The sequence below is a fragment of the Pseudomonas azotoformans genome, from assembly GCF_001579805.1.
Taxonomy (GTDB): domain Bacteria; phylum Pseudomonadota; class Gammaproteobacteria; order Pseudomonadales; family Pseudomonadaceae; genus Aquipseudomonas; species Aquipseudomonas azotoformans_A.
The window spans coordinates 6,317,390-6,332,983 of the sequence record NZ_CP014546.1 but is presented as its reverse complement, the minus strand read 5'-3'; the positions used below and the strand labels follow the sequence as shown (position 1 = coordinate 6,332,983).

Sequence of the window (15,594 nt, the reverse complement as noted above, 5' to 3'; positions counted from 1 at the left end):
GACCACTATTGATCGAACGAAGAAACCGACTGGAACAAAGCAGCCAGTTTGAAGCGCTGATAAGTTAGGCGCGCTTGGGCTGGCAGGTAGGTACTTAGGAGGGCAGGCAACACAACAGGGGCAAAGGTTCTGGGCCCGGGGTGAAGATCCTGATCAATTTGCAGGTTGGTTCGGTCAGAGTATGGAAACTTCGCGGCACCCTTTGCTTGTTCAAAGGCCGTGTCGTCGCAAGTGATACCTGGAAACCATCGAGGTGGTCGATCCCGTGTTGGACAGGGGAGTCGTTCGACCAGAATTGACTTTCAGCTTGGTACTAACGCCGCGGATAGTAACGGATTGAAACAGGTAAGGGAAGTGTGTTAGCCAAAAAAACTTTCATCAGCCGCCCAACAGGCCGCGATAGACCAGTACGGTGGTCGCTGCCGCCAGGGAGCAGCCCAGCCCGTAGGCGGCAAGCGTCAGGCGTAGGGATTGACCGGTTTCTACCACCTTCATCACGTCGCCCATGTCGTTTATCCGGCCTTCACCCAGTTCGATGCACAGGCTCACGGCCGTGAACGCCGCCGACAGCAGGATCGCGATGGCGAACAGCGCCCCATCCGGTGACGGCAGTGCGGCATTGATCCCCAAGGAAACGGCGCAGATGGCCAGCAGCAACACGGCGAATAACAGAATCCCTTTCATCAACCCACCCACCGTTGCGATGTAGGTGGGGGAGTGTGGCGAGCCGGGAAAGATTTGAAAAGTCCCCGCTTTGCCCTCGCGGTAACATTTTTGCAGCGAGTCGCTTCAAAAAAGCCGGGGATATAACCATCGGATGGGTACTTGTGCACATTAGTTGCGTCGTGTGTAACCGCGCTGTCAACTGCACTGCGAGGCTGCCATTTGCCTGTAATGGAAATTTAAGTCAATGAAAAATCTGGCTTTTTTTTATTGGTGAAAAAATCGTCAGTTTGACTGCGGCCCCCATTCCATGGGGCTTTGCGCGAGTTAAAGGGGGGTTGTCCACTGAGTTATCCACAGCTTCTGTGGATTGTCCCGAGCGCTTGCTCTAGAACGGGCGTGCCGAGTTTTTTCAGCTTTACCTGTACGAAAAAAAGAGTAGAGTGGCGCGCCTTCCGTTCTGTCCCACAGTGCTTTATGAAGTTTCGCTCAGTATCACCTTCTGTTACCGACACCCCTCAAACTGTTACCGCCCCCAAGCGCTTCTCGTTGAAAGTTGCCTTGTGGTTGCTCGACAGTCCGCGCCTGGGTCACAACACCAACGTCAAGCACTTCGCCGGGCGTTTGCTCAAGCAGCCGGCCCGTGAGGGTGTGGTTGCCGCGCAAAGCCGCCTGGGCCAACTGATGTGCCGCGAATGCGGGAATGCCCGCGACCGCCGCATCGGCCACGACCTGCTACGCCTGGCCGCCCGCGCCGGTGACCGCCGCGCCCAGCGCGAACTGGGCCAGGTCGAAGACTGAGCTGTCCTCAGGCCTTGTGCTCCGCTAACCTTGGTTTTTTTCGGTGATGGCAGACATGTCTATGGTTTTTGACTGGACCAGTATTGCCTTGGGCCTGGCTGGCGCTGCCGTGCCGTTATTGGCCGTGTGCTGGCAGCTCCAGCGACGCCTGAGCGCACGCATGACCGGCTGGGAACTGCTCGAGGAGCGCCTGGCCACTGCACAGCTGGCCCAGGAAGGTCTGGCCGCTCAGCTGGATGCCAGCCGCGACGAGATCAGCGACTTGAGCCAGGCCAACGCCGCCAAGCAGGCTGACTTGGCCGCTGTGCGTCGCGAAGTCGAGTTGCTGCAGATCGACCGCGACAATGCCCGCGACGCCGCCCACGCCTGGAACCTCGACCGCAGCGCCAAGGAAGTCGAGCTACGCCGCCTCGATGCCTTGTCGGCCGCTCTGCGCGCCGAACTGCGTGAACAACAGGACAGTCATCAACAACGCCTTACCGACCTGCAAGGCTCGCGTGATGAGCTGCGTGCGCAGTTCGCCGAGTTGGCCGGCAAGATCTTCGACGAGCGTGAACAGCGCTTCGCCGAAACCAGCCAGGAGCGCCTGGGTCAATTGCTCGACCCGCTGAAGGAGCGCATCCAGTCCTTCGAAAAGCGCGTGGAAGAAAGCTACCAGAACGAGGCACGTGAGCGTTTTTCTCTGGCTAAGGAGCTGGAGCGCCTACAGCAGTTGAACCTGCGTCTGTCGGACGAAGCCACCAATCTGACCCGCGCGCTCAAGGGCCAGAAAACCCAGGGCAACTGGGGTGAGCTGATCCTTGAGCGGGTGCTGGAGCACGCCGGGCTGGAGAAGGGCCGTGAGTACCAGACCCAAGTCAGTCTCAAGGGCCCGGACGGCGAGCGTTTCCAGCCCGACGTGCTGATCATGTTGCCCGGCGACAAGCAGGTGGTGGTGGACTCCAAGGTCAGCCTCACCGCTTATCAACAGTATGTGGCAGCAGACGATGAAGTGATCGGCCAGGCGGCCCTGAAGCAGCACGTACTGTCGCTGCGAAACCACGTCAAAGGCTTGGCCGGCAAGGATTACAAACGCCTGGAAGGCCTGCACAGCCTGGATTTCGTGTTGCTGTTCGTGCCGATCGAAGCGGCATTTTCCGCTGCGTTGCAGGCTGAGCCCAACCTGTTCCAGGAAGCGTTCGACCGTCATATCGTGATTGTCAGCCCAACCACCTTGCTCGCGACCCTGCGTGTGATCGACAGCCTGTGGAAACAGGAACGCCAGAGCCAGAACGCCCGGGAAATCGCCGAGCGCGCCGGTTGGCTGTACGACAAGTTTGTGCTGTTTATCCAGGACCTGGATGAAGTGGGTAACCGTTTGCAGCAGTTGGATAAGGCTTACAGTGCGGCGCGAAACAAGCTGACAGATGGACGCGGAAATCTGGTCAGCCGCACCGAGCAATTGAGGTTGCTGGGGGCGCGGGCGAGTAAAAGCCTGCCGGCGGATTTGCTCGAGCGGGCGATGACGGATTCAGACGGTGTCGCGCACCTACCCGAGTAACTGAGTTACAAGGGAAGATGTCGGCTTAACAATGCCCGCAACGCCGCTGGCTTCACCGGCTTGGCCAGGTAATCCAACCCCGCCGCATGCACTTCGGCCACCATCTCCGGGCGGCCGTCGGCGCTGATCACCACACCGGGAATCGGCTCGGCCAATTGTGCGCGCAGCCACCCCATCAGCTCAGTTCCGGTTTCGCCATGGTCCAAGTGGTAATCCACCAGGGCCAACTGCGGACGCACGCCGTCGGCGAGCAACGCCGCGCATTGCGCCTGGTCGGTGGCGGTCCACACCTCGCAGCCCCAGCGGGTCAACAGGCTGCGCATGCCGATCAGGATGCTCTCTTCGTTATCCACACACAGCACCTGTGCGCCGCTCAACGGTAGCCCGGTTTCCTGGGGTGTCTTGATCGACGCGCTGACTTGATTGCGCGCCAACGGCACGCGCACGCTGAATACGCTGCCTTTGCCTGGCCACGAGCGTACGCTCAACCGATGGCCGAGTACGCGGCACAAGCCATCGGCGATTGCCAGGCCCAGTCCCAAGCCTTTCTCCGCGCGGGTCTGGTGGCTGTCCAGGCGTTTGAACTCTTCGAAGATCACCTTCTGTTTATCCAGCGGGATGCCGGGGCCACGGTCCCACACTTCCAGGCACAGCTCGCCCTTGCGTCGGCGTACGCCGAGCAGCACCGGGCCGTCGGCATAACGGAATGCGTTGGTGAGAAAATTCTGCAGGATGCGCCGCAGCAATTTGATATCGCTGTCGACGCGCAAGCGACTGCCGCGCAGGCGGAAACGCAAACCTTGCTCGTTGGCCAGCGCCTTGAACTCTGCGCCTAAGGTGTCGAACAGTTCGTTGAGTGCAAAGGGCTGGCGCTGCGGATTGATCTTGCCGTTTTCCAGGCGCGAGATATCCAGCAGGTCGCTGATCAGGTCTTCGGCGGAGCGCAAGGAGCTGTCCAGGTGCTGCACCAATTGCCGGGCTTCGGTGGAGAGGCCGTCGTTCTGGTGGGAGAGGGCGGCGGAAAACAGGCGCGCAGCATTCAAAGGTTGCATCAAGTCATGGCTGACCGCCGCCAGGAAGCGGGTCTTCGACTGGCTGGCGGACTCGGCCACGCCCTTGGCGTCGGTGAGTGCCACATTGAGTTGGGACAGTTCATGGGTGCGCTCGGTCACCCGTTGTTCCAGGCCTTCGTTGGCCTCGGTGAGTGCCTGCTCGGCTTCGCGGAACGCGGTAATGTCAGTGAAGCTCATGACAAAACCGCCGCCCGGCATCGGGTTGCCGATCAGCTCGATCACCCGCCCATTGGGGAATAAACGTTCGGACGTGTGTGCACGGCCTTGGCGCATCCAGTGCAGGCGTCGCGCCACGTGCACTTCGGCCTCGCCCGGCCCGCACAGCCCGCGTTCGGCGTTGTAGCGGATGATGTCGGCAATCGGTCGGCCAACGCTGATCAGCCCGTCCGGGTAATTGAACAGCTCCAGATAACGCCGGTTCCAGGCCACCAGCTTGAGGGACTGGTCGACCACGCTGATGCCCTGGGTGATGTTCTCGATGGCCCCTTGCAGCAATGCGCGGTTGAATTGCAGCACCTCCGACGCTTCGTCAGCGATGCGGACTACGTCCTCCAACTGCATTTCCCGACCTTCGATGGCGGCTTTTACCACTGCACGTGTCGACGAGGCGCCCAGTACGCCGGCCAATAATCGCTCGGTGTGGGCAATCCAATCGTTGTCGGCATTCTGGTTGGGGTTGAAGCCTTTGCCCTGGCGATAGGCGAAACGGATAAAGCTCTGCTGGGCGCGTTCTTCACCGACAAAGCGCGCCGCCAGGCTGAGCAAGTCGCTGATCTGCACCGACAACATCGAACGGGCGCTGGCACGTTGGCTGATTTCCTGGCCGATGAAACGCCCGGCTTGCCAGTGTTCGGACACGCGCGTGCGCGACAGCATCGACACCCACACAAACAGCGTGAAGTTGCCGGCCAGGGAAAACACGGTACCCAAGGTCAATGAGGTGACAGACAGGCCTAGCGGGTGGGAATGCATCCATGTCAGCCCTGGGAAAAGGCTGAGGGACCAGCCCAGGCTTTTCGCCGTCACCGGTAGGACCAAGGTGTAGAACCACAGGAAAGTACCGGCTGCCAGCCCGGCAAATACCCCGCGTCGGTTGGCTTGTTTCCAATACAACGCACCGAGCATGGCGGGAGCCAGTTGCGTCACGGCAGCAAAGGCGATCTGGCCGATGGTCGCCAGGCTCGCGGTGGAGCCTAATAGGCGATAGCTGACGTAGGCCAGCAACAGAATGATCACGATGCTTACGCGGCGTACCGAGAGCATCCAGTGGCGGAACACTTCGAACGGCCGCTCGGCACTGGAGCGACGCAGCAGCCAGGGCAGCAGCATGTCGTTGGAGACCATGGTCGACAGGGCGATGCTCGCCACGATGACCATGCCGGTCGCAGCCGACGCGCCGCCGATGAAGGCCAGCACGGCCAGTGCCGGATGGGCTTCGGCCATGGGCAGGCTGATGACGTAGGAGTCCGGCAGTACCGAGCTGGGCAGCATCATCTTGCCGCCCAGGGCGATAGGTACTACAAACAGTGCGGCAAGAATCAGATAGGCGGGAAACACCCACTTGGCCAGGCGCAGGTCCTGGGGATCGATGTTTTCCACCACCGTGACATGGAACTGCCGGGGCAGGCAGATGATCGCCATCATGGCCACGCCGGTCTGCACCACCATGGAGGGCCAGTTGACGGTCTCTTTCCAGTATTCCTCCAGCCGTGGCGCGAGCATGGCCTGGCTGAACAGATCGCCGAAACCGTCGTACAGCCCGTAGGTCACAAACGCGCCGACCGCGAGAAACGCGAGCAGTTTGACCAGAGATTCAAACGCAATTGCCAGCACCATGCCCCGGTGGTGTTCCGTGGCATCGAGGTTGCGCGTACCAAACACAATCGTGAACAGCGCCAGCACCAGCGACACAATCAGCGCCGTGTCCTGGGCGCGGGTGCCGGTGGTGTCGGCGCCAGCGCCGATCAGCAGATTGACGCCCAGCACGATGCCTTTGAGTTGCAGCGCGATATAAGGCAGCACGCCGACCAGGCAGATCAGTGCAACCACCACGGCCAGGGATTGGGATTTGCCGTAGCGTGCCGCAATAAAGTCGGCGATGGAGGTGATGTTTTCCTGCTTGCTGATCAGGATCATCTTCTGCAGCACCCAAGGTGCCAACACCAGCAACAACACCGGTCCCAGGTAGATCGGTAAAAACGCCCACAACTGTTCGGCAGCCTGGCCTACGGCGCCGAAGAATGTCCAACTGGTGCAATAAACGGCCAGCGACAGGCTGTACACCCAGGCACGCATACGCGGCGGCAGCGGCGCACGGCGGCGATCACCGTAGAAGGCGATGGCAAACATAATGGCCATATAGGCCAGGGCAACGGCGGCGATCAGCCCGCTGGACAACGTCATGGTAACTCCGCGCATAAGAACACCCGGGCATTCCAGGCCCGGTTGGACAGTCTCGCAGAATGCTTGAGGTTAGTCAGTGTCGACCAAGGTCTGAGCGCGACGTGATGTCGCGGCCTAGCGGGGTGGCAGGGTTTTCTGGCGCAGAATGTAAATAGTCACCAGCACCGCGCTGGTCAGCATGAAACCCCGCGCCCACGGCAGTGGCACCAGGTAACAGGACACGCCGATGCTCAGCCACATCAAGCCGATGGCGTAGACCTTGGCTTTGAGGGGGATGCCATTGCCATCCAGGTAATCACGGATCCACGGCCCCAGGCGCGGGTGTTGCACCAGCCAATGGTAGAAACGTGGGGAGCTTCGGGCGAAGCAGGCGGCAGCGAGCAGCAGGAAGGGGGTCGTCGGCAATACCGGCAGGAAAATCCCGATCACCCCCAACGCCACACTGAGCCAGCCGATGGCCAGCAACAGGTAGCGCAGGAGCAGAGGACGATTGCCCATGGGTGTCACGGGCAAGCGACTCAGTGGTGACGTGGTTTGAGGATCGCCGGTTTTTCGTCAGGTGCGTTGCACAGCAGGTACAGCGCGGTCAGGGCTTCCGGGATCTGAACGATCATGTCGTCCATCAGGTTGGCGTCGGCGGCGATGTCGGCGAATTCAGGCTGGTCGTCGAACAGGCCGGAACCGACCATGATCGGCAGCAGCATTTCGCTGACTTCTTCCTCGGCGGTTTCGAACCACGCGGCTTCGCGCAGGAAAACGCCTTCCATGAAGCCGATGCACCAGCCGCGCAGGTCGGAGTCATCCGGCTCTTCGCCCAGGTCCAGTTCGCACGGCAGCTCGAACTCTTCGTCGGAAGCCAGTTGGCGACCGATGTGGGCCTTGAGGGCCAGCAGGGTGGATTCGATTTCTTCGCGTTGGGCCGCGTCGGTGTAGTGCGGCTCTTCGGCGAACAGTGCATCGATCCATTCACGGTCGGGGACGACGTCGGAGCAGATCGACAGGGCGGTCAGGTAGCCGTGGGCGGCCACGTAGTCCAGCGCCTCGTCATGCAGCTCATCGGCGTCGAGGAAGGCTTGCAGGCGGGTTAGTTGCTCAGCGAAGGACATTGAAGGACTACCTTGGGAATAAACGATGCTGAATTCTAGGCTTTCTTGAGCGCCCAGGCCAGCCGCACTGCATATTTGCCAGGTTTTAGATAGCGCTCGCTGTTCGTCAGTGGCGCCCTTTGCCGGGTAGCGCTCGGGTATACTGCCGCGTTTTGTGATGCCCTTGCAGGCCAAGCGCCAGTGCGCGAAAACTTCGCTTACGGATTATTTCCCGTGAAAGCGGTTTTTTTCGGCCAGCCTGTACAGAGGGATTTCGGCACTATTTTGGAGTTTTACATGCTCGAGCAGGCACAACGCGTCCTCAAGGACATCTTCGGCTACGACAGTTTTCGTGGCCGCCAGGGTGCGATCATTGAGCGCGTGGCCAATGGCGGTGACGCACTGGTCCTGATGCCTACTGGCGGTGGTAAATCGTTGTGCTTCCAGGTGCCGGCGCTGTTGCGCAATGGCCTGGCCGTGGTGGTGTCGCCGCTGATCGCCCTGATGGACGACCAGGTGGCCACCCTTGAAGAACTCGGCGTCGCCGCCGCGTCGTTGAACTCCACCCTCAGTGCCGAGCAGCAGCGCGACCTGGCGGCACGGATCAAGCGCGGTGAAGTGAAGATGCTGTACCTGGCCCCCGAGCGTCTGGTGCAGCCGCGCATGCTGGCTTTTTTGCAAAGCCTGGAAATCGCCCTGTTTGCCATCGACGAAGCCCACTGCGTCTCCCAATGGGGTCATGACTTCCGTCGCGAGTATTTGCAGCTCGGCCAATTGGCAGAGCTGTTTCCCGATGTGCCGCGCATTGCCCTGACCGCCACGGCCGACAAGCGCACCCGCGAAGAAATCGTCGAGCGCCTGCACCTGCAGAACGCCGAGCGCTTCCTGTCGAGCTTTGACCGTCCGAACATTTTCTACCGCATCGTGCCCAAGGAGCAGCCGCGCAAACAGCTGCTGGCGTTCCTTTCCGAGCGGCGCAGCGATGCGGGCATCGTCTATTGCCTGTCGCGCAAGAAGGTCGATGAGGTGGCCGCGTTTCTCTGTGAACAAGGCTACCCGGCGCTGCCGTATCACGCCGGCCTGCCCAACGAAACACGGTCAGCTCACCAGAAGCGCTTCCTCAACGAGGAAGGCCTGATCATGGTGGCTACAATCGCGTTCGGCATGGGCATCGACAAATCCAACGTGCGCTTCGTTGCGCACATGGACCTGCCCAAATCCCTCGAGGCCTACTACCAGGAAACAGGGCGCGCCGGCCGTGACGGTTTGCCGGCGGATGCGTGGATGGTCTACGGCCTGCAAGACGTGGTGATGCTCAAGCAGATGCTGCAGAACTCCGAGGGCGACGAGCGCCACAAGCGCCTGGAACAGCACAAACTCGACGCCATGCTCTCGCTGTGTGAAGAGACCCGCTGCCGTCGCCAGACCTTGCTGGCCTATTTCGATGAAGACATGCCCGAGCCGTGCGGCCATTGCGACAACTGCGTCGACGGCGTGCAGACCTGGGACGCCACTGAGCCGGCGCGCCAGGGTTTGTCCGCCATCTATCGCACCGGCCAGCGTTATGGCGTCGGTCACTTGGTGGATGTGTTGCTGGGCAAGGACAACGAGAAGGTGCGCAGCTTCGGCCATGAAAAGCTCTCGGTCTATGGTGTCGGCAAGGCCCGCGCCGAAGGCGAGTGGCGCTCGCTGTTCCGGCAGATGGTGGCGCGCGGCCTGGTGGACATCGACATCGAAGGCTATGGCGGCCTGCGCCTGAATGACAGCTGCCGGCCGTTGCTCAAGGGCGAAGTCAGTCTGGAGCTGCGCCGTGACCTCAAGCCGCAGACCACCGCCAAGACCAGCACCAGCCAGGCCAGCCAGCTTGTACGTGGCGAAGAACGCGAGCAGTGGGAAGCCTTGCGCACCCTGCGCCGCAAACTGGCGCAGGAACACAGCGTGCCGCCGTACGTTATTTTCCCCGACTCCACCCTGCTGGAGATGCTGCGCGAGCAACCCACCAGCATGGCCGAGATGGCGCGGGTCAGTGGTGTGGGCGCGCGCAAGCTGGAGCGTTACGGCCAGGCCTTCCTTGAGGTACTCGGCGGCCAGGCCGAAGCGCCCAAGGAAGTCGCCGATATCCGCCACGAACTGATCAGCCTGGCACGCGCCGGCATGACTCCGATCCAGATCGCCGGCCAGTTGCAATGCTCTGAAAAGAACGTCTACACCTTGCTCGCTGAATCCATCGGCAAGCAGCAGTTATCGTTGGAGCAAGCCCTTGATTTACCCGAGGATCTGCTCGGCGAAATCCAGGATGCATTCCTGGACGGAGAGGGCGAATTGCCACCTGTGGCTGAGATTGCCCCGCTGTTCACCGGGCGCGTTCCTGAAGGTGTTTTGTACTGCGTACGGGCGGCTTTGCAGTCTGAATTCGAAATTTAGTGCGCCAATTACGACAATGTAACGAATCAGTACATAGCAACTCTTGCCTACGGGCAAAGCTCATGCTTAGCTGACTAATAATTAGCCACACTTTATTTTCAGTCTAAAACATGAGTTTTTTATGCCGTTAACCGATCAACACCGATTTGGCATGCAATTGGCGCAAATGTCCCGTGGTTGGCGCGCCGAGCTGGATCGCCGTCTGGCTGGGCTTGGCCTGTCACAGGCGCGCTGGCTGGTGCTGCTGCACCTGGCCCGTTTTGAAGAGGCCCCCACCCAGCGTGAGTTGGCGCAGAGTGTGGGTGTAGAAGGGCCGACATTGGCCCGCCTGCTGGACAGCCTGGAAGGCCAGGGCTTGGTGCAACGCCAGGCCGTGGTGGAAGACCGTCGTGCCAAGCGCATTTTGCTGTGTGACACCGCCCGCCCCTTGATCGAACAGATCGAAACCATCGCCACCGCCCTGCGCCATGAGCTGTTTGTAGGCGTGGACGAAGCCGACTTGAGCGTGTGCATGCGTGTGCATGCACACATCCTGTCGAATCTGGAAAAGTCCTGATACCGCGGATTGATAATGGGGCTTGTTGTGGCGAGGGAGCTTGCTCCCGCTGGGCTGCGCAGCAGCCCTATGGCAGCCCCGGTCTATCTGAAAAAACGCGTTAATCTTTTCAGGGCCGCTTCGCGCCCCAGCGGGAGCAAGCTCCCTCGCCACAAAAAGCCCAGACATTCGTGCTGTGGCAGCTTTAGAACGTCTGCCCCAGGTTCAGGTATACCGCCTTCTGATTATCATCATTGAACCCATAGCTGAAGTTCAGCGGCCCCAACGGTGTATCAAACCCCAGGAAAATACTCGCCGCGTTGATATACCCACTGTCGAATTCATTGTCATTGTTCCACGCGCGGCCGCGTTCCAGTGACGCGCCCAGGTACAGCGGGAAATCCAGCGGCAGGTACGAACGCGGTGTGAGCCTACGGTAGTACACCGCGCGCATCAGGCTGATGTTCTGCCCCGAGATTGCATCCTGGCGGAAGCCCGACAGCTGCCGCGCACCACCCAGCAGGAAGCTGGAAATCACCACGTCCGAATCATCCAGGGTGCGCCCGTAACGCCCGCCCAGCACCAGGGTGTCCGGGCCGTGGCTCATGGCCTTGTCGAGCTTGAACTCCCACTGGCGGTAACGCTGGTCCGAGCCCAGTCCCGGTTCGAATTCGCGGTAGGCCAGGCCGATGTCTTCGCCGGTATGGGGGAAGTACACGTTGTCCAGGGAGTCGAAGGAGTACTTCAGTTCATAGAAGCCTTCGCTGAAACTCACGCTGGGCAGATCCCGGTCGCCGATGCGCACATCTGCCTTGCCCCAGGCTTCGCCGACGCCGAAGCGGATCTCGCCGCTGTTGCCGATCTGCCGTCCGACGTTCAAGCCGAAACCGTAGCGTTCCAGGCGATATTCGGAGATGGGGTCGTTGTCCAGGATCAGCTCGACGTTCTGGGCCTGGGCGCTGATGTACGGCGCGACAAAGTAACGCGAACCCGTGTCCATCGGCTGGTAGAACTCACTGTACAGCTCTTGTCGATCCCCAATCTGCACCCGCGTCAGCCATTCGGCGCCGAGGCGGTTGATGCCGTTCATGCGGTAGCTGGCGCCGAGGTTGAACGCGCTGTCGCCGCGCATGTCATCCGACAGGTTCAAGCCCAGGCGCAGGTAGTCGGTGCCGCTGCGTTTGCCGCGCGCGCTGATCACCAGGGTGTTGTCCTGGCCCTTTTTCACCACGCGGTATTGCACCTGCTCGAAGTAATCCAGGCCGTACAAGGTGCCCATGTCGGTTTGCAGGCGCCCTAGGTTGAGCGGCTCGCCCAAGGGTTGGCGGATGTAGTAGCGGATCACGTCGTCGCTGACTTTCGAGTCGTTCTCCACGTTGATGGCAGTGATTACCGGCGTGCGTTCGCCGGGTGTGCGGGCGGCCACCAGTTGTGGGTCGATCGGCTCGGCGGGGCGCAGGTGGGCCAGCCGGGCATCGAGGACGCGGGTGGCGCGATAGCCGGCGTCGATCATGTCCTTGGCGCGGCCGAAGTCGGTCACGCCATAGGCGGCGAGGGGCGGCTGTATCAGCACGTCCTTGGGGTGCAGGTCCTTGAGTTGTTCTTCGGAGTTGCGCCGGGTCATCAGGGTGATCGACTGGTTGAGCACGTCCACCACCGTCGCCAGTTGCTTGCGCGAGCGCAGCGGGGTGCCGATGTCGACGACAATGGCGATATCCACGCCCATTTCCCGTGCTACATCCAGCGGGATGTTATCGGTCATGCCACCGTCCACCAGCAGTCGGCCATCCAGCTCAACCGGCGCGAACACCGCCGGGATCGACATGCTGGCGCGGATCACTTGGGGCAGGTGACCCTTGCGGAATACCACTTTCTCGCCGGTGGTGATATCGGTCGCTACCGCGCGGAAGGGGATCGGTAGCTTGTCGAAGTTACGCGTGTTGCTGCTATGGGCGAACATGCTTTCCAGCAGCAACGCCAGGTTTTGGCCCTGGATCACGCCCAGTGGCAGGCCCAGGCTGCCGTCGTCGCGAAAGCTGAGTTTCTGCTTGACCAGGAAATCCCGGTCATCCTGCTTGCGCCGGAACGGCACGTCTTCCCGCGGCGGTGCGTCGGACAGTGCCTGTTGCCAGTCGATGCTCAGCGCCAGTTTTTCCAACTCATCGATCTTGTAGCCCGAGGCGTACAGCCCGCCGATCACCGCGCCCATGCTGGTACCGGCAATCGCATCGATCTGGATGCCTTGCTCTTCCAGCGCCTTGAGCACACCGATATGTGCCAACCCACGGGCGGCGCCGCCGGACAGCACCAGGCCGATCTTCGGGCGTGGCGGTTCAATGGCATCAGCGACAAGGGGGAGCAAGCACAGAAACAGGCAGGACAGCAGGCGGCGCATCATGAATCTCGAGGCTGGGCGATAAAGGCCGGTATTATAGCCACTCGATCCGCCTAGCCCGTTACGCCAGGAGCCTTTCAAATCATGTCGCTGATCAAACCCGAGATCGTCATCACCTATTGCACCCAGTGTCAGTGGTTGCTGCGCGCCGCGTGGTTGGCGCAGGAACTGTTGAGTACGTTTGCTGATGACCTGGGCAAAGTGGCGCTGGAACCGGCCACCGGTGGCGCATTTCGCATCACCTGTGATGGCGTGCAGATCTGGGAGCGCAAGGTCGACGGCGGTTTTCCCGAGGCCAAGGTACTCAAGCAGCGCGTGCGCGATCAGATCGACCCGCAGAGGGACCTGGGGCATAACGACCGCACACAGTGAAAGTCACCGCCTTGTAAAGGCGGTGACCCTGCAGCGCAGTCCTATTTGGCGGCCATCTTTTGTTTGATGAAACCTATCAGCCACGTCAACACTAGGCCGCCGACACCTCCCCCGACAATGTTGCTGCCAACCGCCGCCACATCCAGCGCTTCACCGCCCGAGGTGCCGGTGAGTGCCGCGACGACCTGGCCCAACACCAGCCCGCCGACACCACCGATCAGTGTATTGAGCCCGGTCCCGAGGCTCTGTTTGGTCATACCGGCAATGTTGCCGCCGACGGCCCCGCTGATGATCTGCACTAACAAATTGATGAGCATTTCCATGGTAAAGCTCCCGCATCGCGTTGAGTTGTGACCACTCGCGTGCAGCAACTTCAGAACGCACCCAGGCTGTCGTCGAGCTGTCGGTTATCCGTTGAACGACTGCAGACTGTTGCGGATGTTTAAAGTATAGATCAGGCCGTGGTTGCGGGCTGCTTGGCCTGGCTGGCACCGCCCATCAACCCTGACAGCACGATCGCGACGATGATCAACACACCGCCCAAGAGCATGCGCAGGGTCGGGGTTTCGGCAAACAGCAGCCAAGCCGCGGTGATGCCGTAGACCGGCTCCATGGCGAACACCACCGAAGCGGTACGCGCCTTGATCACCGCGAGGCTGGCAACAAACAGGCTATGGGCCAGGCCGGTGCAGAACACGCCGAGCAAACCGATCCACAACCAGTCGATTGCGCGCACCTCTGTCAGACCGGGCGCCGCCACGGGCAACAGGCACACGGCGACCACCACGTTCTGGCACAGCGCCGCCTGCACCGCCGGGATACGTCCGGAGCTGGCGCGGTTATTCAGTGACAACAGGGAAAACAGCAACCCCGAGGCGATGCCCCAGAGCAATCCGCCGGTGGCTTCGCTGGCAAGGTTGAAGTCCGGGGTAACCAACACCAGGCCGACGCTGACCAGCACGACCAGGACCACTTCGTTGGCGCGGATGCGCTCGCGGAAAATCAGCCCCTCGAGGATCACGGTAAAAGCTGGAAATGCGGTGAAGCCCAAGGTCGCAACCGCTACGCCGGCGACTTTCACGGCAATAAAGAAGGTCACCCAGTGCGCCGCCAACAATACGCCGCTGACCAGCAGCCGGCGCCAGTCGCGCAATTCCAGGGTTTTCCAGGCGGTGCTGCTGGCGAACCGTGCAAAGACCGCCAGAGCCACCACGGCAAACACCGCGCGACCAAAGACGATGATGGCCGGGGAGGCGGCCGCCAGTTTGCCGAATACGCCGGTGAGGCCAAACATCAGTGCGCCGATATGCAGGGCGCCGAGGGCTGAGCGGGGAGTCATTGCGATCCTTGAGTCTTGGTGTGACAGAACCGCAGTCTAGTGGGTGGCCCGCATCGGTGTCTGTCGTCCGGCTCGCGATGTTTATCGCGAGACTCTTCCTACGGCTTACGCCGTAAAGCACCCGGCGAGGCGCCAAATTCCCGCAGCATTGCAGCGGCGAAGGCACTTTGCGAGGCGTAACCGACGCGATCGGCGATTTCACCGATAGGCAGCGGTGTTTTGCGCAACAGGTCCAGGGCCATGTGCAGGCGACGGCTACGGATGTAGTCCATCGGTGTTTGCCCGCATTCCGCCATGAACCGTGCGTGCAGGCGCGCCACTGACAAGTCAGCGATACGCGCCAGGTCAGCCACCTGCAGCGGATGCGCAAGGTGTCGCTCGATATGTTGATTGAAGGCTGCGTACGGCAGGCGTCGGCCCGGCTGCGGTGGGGCCAGCGGATGATTGAGGCTGGCCAGCAACAGCACCGCGCCTTGCTGCACGATCAATGGGTCATGCACCGGGCTGTGTGCCAGCCATTGCACCAGCTGGCTTTGCCGCGAGTCCAGGGTCAGCCGCGCGGGCTGGTCGAGCAGGCGGCGACTGGCATCGGCATGCTCGCCCAGCGATTGCAGCACCCAGTGCTCGGTCGGCACATCCAGCACCAGGCAACGGCTGCCATCGCGACTGCCGCACGCATGGTGGGCCGAGAAGGGCAGCACCATCACGCTGCTTTCGCGCACCTGGCTGCCACGGCCGTCCACTTCCAGGTCCAGGTGCCCGGACAGGCCGAACACCAACTGCGCATGGTCATGGCTGTGGGCGAGGGGCGCTTCGACGTAGTGGCGTAGGGTGAGGGTGGGTCCCATTGCGGTCTCCTGGGCGGCGAGCTGGCAGTCTACAACGCTTTGCGGGCCGTGAGCGCTGTCATCAGACTGACGCACAGTTGTCATGGGCTATTAATCGCCAGGGCGCAAGCTCGCGA

The 15,594-nt window shown here is 61.3% G+C and carries 13 protein-coding genes; 5 read left to right on the top strand and 8 right to left on the bottom strand.

Translation table 11 applies throughout. The features are described from left to right. Positions 1 to 378 precede the first annotated feature (378 nt). Positions 379 to 684, bottom strand: coding sequence for a hypothetical protein (locus tag AYR47_RS29070; RefSeq protein ID WP_028617356.1), 306 nt, complete (start codon positions 682 to 684; stop codon positions 379 to 381). A gap of 456 nt (positions 685 to 1,140) precedes the next feature. Here AYR47_RS29070 and AYR47_RS29065 point away from each other — a divergent pair, with 456 nt between their 5' ends. Together AYR47_RS29065 and rmuC are read left to right on the top strand one after the other, a co-directional pair. Next, positions 1,141 to 1,464 carry a hypothetical protein gene (locus AYR47_RS29065; protein WP_025855837.1) on the top strand — a complete coding sequence of 108 codons (324 nt, stop codon included), beginning with the start codon at positions 1,141 to 1,143 and terminating at the stop codon, positions 1,462 to 1,464. Positions 1,465 to 1,639: 175 nt separating this feature from the next. After that, the gene (rmuC, locus tag AYR47_RS29060) at positions 1,640 to 3,004 is read left to right on the top strand and encodes a DNA recombination protein RmuC (protein WP_177112173.1); all 1,365 of its coding nucleotides are present in this window, start codon (positions 1,640 to 1,642) and stop codon (positions 3,002 to 3,004) included. A gap of 5 nt (positions 3,005 to 3,009) precedes the next feature. On the opposite strand, the gene AYR47_RS29055 is transcribed toward rmuC, so the two are convergent. From AYR47_RS29055 to AYR47_RS29045, 3 genes are all read right to left on the bottom strand, one after another. Next, entirely contained in the window at positions 3,010 to 6,480 is a 3,471-nt protein-coding gene (locus AYR47_RS29055) for a hybrid sensor histidine kinase/response regulator (RefSeq protein WP_061449197.1), read from the bottom strand. A 114-nt stretch (positions 6,481 to 6,594) separates the two neighbouring features. Further along, positions 6,595 to 6,978 carry a YbaN family protein gene (locus AYR47_RS29050; RefSeq protein WP_038849156.1) on the bottom strand — a complete coding sequence of 128 codons (384 nt, stop codon included), beginning with the start codon at positions 6,976 to 6,978 and terminating at the stop codon, positions 6,595 to 6,597. Positions 6,979 to 6,998: 20 nt separating this feature from the next. Then, the gene (locus AYR47_RS29045; RefSeq protein ID WP_016976541.1) at positions 6,999 to 7,586 is read right to left on the bottom strand and encodes a UPF0149 family protein; all 588 of its coding nucleotides are present in this window, start codon (positions 7,584 to 7,586) and stop codon (positions 6,999 to 7,001) included. 276 nt (positions 7,587 to 7,862) lie between these two features. On the opposite strand from AYR47_RS29045, the gene recQ reads away from it, so the two are divergent. Together recQ and AYR47_RS29035 are read left to right on the top strand one after the other, a co-directional pair. Continuing rightward, entirely contained in the window at positions 7,863 to 9,989 is a 2,127-nt protein-coding gene (recQ, locus tag AYR47_RS29040; protein WP_061449196.1) for a DNA helicase RecQ, read from the top strand. Between the two features lie 121 nt (positions 9,990 to 10,110). Then, complete coding sequence (locus AYR47_RS29035) at positions 10,111 to 10,545, top strand: MarR family transcriptional regulator (RefSeq protein ID WP_010208708.1); 435 nt, start codon at positions 10,111 to 10,113, stop codon at positions 10,543 to 10,545. Between the two features lie 184 nt (positions 10,546 to 10,729). Here AYR47_RS29035 and AYR47_RS29030 read toward each other — a convergent pair whose 3' ends face one another. Then, positions 10,730 to 12,919: a patatin-like phospholipase family protein gene (locus tag AYR47_RS29030; RefSeq protein WP_061449195.1), complete on the bottom strand. Its 2,190-nt coding sequence runs from the start codon at positions 12,917 to 12,919 to the stop codon at positions 10,730 to 10,732. A gap of 84 nt (positions 12,920 to 13,003) precedes the next feature. On the opposite strand from AYR47_RS29030, the gene AYR47_RS29025 reads away from it, so the two are divergent. After that, positions 13,004 to 13,291, top strand: coding sequence for a SelT/SelW/SelH family protein (locus tag AYR47_RS29025; RefSeq protein ID WP_033900727.1), 288 nt, complete (start codon positions 13,004 to 13,006; stop codon positions 13,289 to 13,291). A gap of 41 nt (positions 13,292 to 13,332) precedes the next feature. Here the strand turns inward: AYR47_RS29025 and AYR47_RS29020 are convergent, their stop codons facing one another. The 3 genes from AYR47_RS29020 to AYR47_RS29010 form a co-directional block, all read right to left on the bottom strand. Further along, entirely contained in the window at positions 13,333 to 13,614 is a 282-nt protein-coding gene (locus tag AYR47_RS29020) for a hypothetical protein (protein ID WP_061449194.1), read from the bottom strand. A gap of 131 nt (positions 13,615 to 13,745) precedes the next feature. Beyond that, positions 13,746 to 14,630 carry a DMT family transporter gene (locus AYR47_RS29015; RefSeq protein ID WP_033900729.1) on the bottom strand — a complete coding sequence of 295 codons (885 nt, stop codon included), beginning with the start codon at positions 14,628 to 14,630 and terminating at the stop codon, positions 13,746 to 13,748. A 98-nt stretch (positions 14,631 to 14,728) separates the two neighbouring features. Beyond that, a complete protein-coding gene (locus AYR47_RS29010) occupies positions 14,729 to 15,478 on the bottom strand; it encodes an AraC family transcriptional regulator (RefSeq protein ID WP_033900730.1) in 750 nt (249 codons plus the stop codon). Between the last annotated feature and the right edge of the window lie 116 nt (positions 15,479 to 15,594).

What these genes read in the sequence shown, in the direction of transcription:
- AYR47_RS29070 (WP_028617356.1), bottom strand. Translation starts at nt 684, where the DNA reads ATGAAAGGGATTCTGTTATTCGCCGTGTTGCTGCTGGCCATCTGCGCC.
- AYR47_RS29045 (WP_016976541.1), bottom strand. Translation starts at nt 7,586, where the DNA reads ATGTCCTTCGCTGAGCAACTAACCCGCCTGCAAGCCTTCCTCGACGCC.
- AYR47_RS29020 (WP_061449194.1), bottom strand. Translation starts at nt 13,614, where the DNA reads ATGGAAATGCTCATCAATTTGTTAGTGCAGATCATCAGCGGGGCCGTC.
- AYR47_RS29065 (WP_025855837.1), top strand. Translation starts at nt 1,141, where the DNA reads ATGAAGTTTCGCTCAGTATCACCTTCTGTTACCGACACCCCTCAAACT.
- AYR47_RS29055 (WP_061449197.1), bottom strand. Translation starts at nt 6,480, where the DNA reads ATGACGTTGTCCAGCGGGCTGATCGCCGCCGTTGCCCTGGCCTATATG.
- AYR47_RS29025 (WP_033900727.1), top strand. Translation starts at nt 13,004, where the DNA reads ATGTCGCTGATCAAACCCGAGATCGTCATCACCTATTGCACCCAGTGT.
- recQ (WP_061449196.1), top strand. Translation starts at nt 7,863, where the DNA reads ATGCTCGAGCAGGCACAACGCGTCCTCAAGGACATCTTCGGCTACGAC.
- AYR47_RS29030 (WP_061449195.1), bottom strand. Translation starts at nt 12,919, where the DNA reads ATGCGCCGCCTGCTGTCCTGCCTGTTTCTGTGCTTGCTCCCCCTTGTC.
- AYR47_RS29010 (WP_033900730.1), bottom strand. Translation starts at nt 15,478, where the DNA reads ATGGGACCCACCCTCACCCTACGCCACTACGTCGAAGCGCCCCTCGCC.
- AYR47_RS29050 (WP_038849156.1), bottom strand. Translation starts at nt 6,978, where the DNA reads ATGGGCAATCGTCCTCTGCTCCTGCGCTACCTGTTGCTGGCCATCGGC.
- AYR47_RS29015 (WP_033900729.1), bottom strand. Translation starts at nt 14,630, where the DNA reads ATGACTCCCCGCTCAGCCCTCGGCGCCCTGCATATCGGCGCACTGATG.
- AYR47_RS29035 (WP_010208708.1), top strand. Translation starts at nt 10,111, where the DNA reads ATGCCGTTAACCGATCAACACCGATTTGGCATGCAATTGGCGCAAATG.